1 protein-coding gene is annotated in these 273 nt (G+C 47.3%); it reads right to left on the bottom strand.

Annotation, left to right across the window (positions count from 1 at the left end; all coding sequences use genetic code 11):
• Nucleotides 1-273 (bottom strand): MFS transporter (locus AC6UDE_RS06955; protein ID WP_500697025.1); only part of this gene is annotated, 273 nt, incomplete at both ends.

Here is a 273-nt window from a genome sequence, read left to right on the forward strand (position 1 = left end):
GGCCAATTCCACCAAATAAATAAGTGAACACATATTGGCTATTCCGCAGCCGATTCCAAGGATGAACCGTGATGCAATTAAAACGCTTACATTTGTAGCGAAGGCACAACCAATCGAACCGACGATGAATGTGATGCCAGCTCCAATCAGGAGCGATTTCCTTCCAAGCACCTTAGATAGCGAGGTGGAAAGGACGATGGCAGGCAATGCCCCTAATAGCAGGAAACTTACAATCAAACCTTGACCTGACGGGCTTAGTCCAAACTCCTCGGT

The sequence above is a fragment of the Fructilactobacillus sp. X2R5C3 genome, assembly GCF_059901325.1.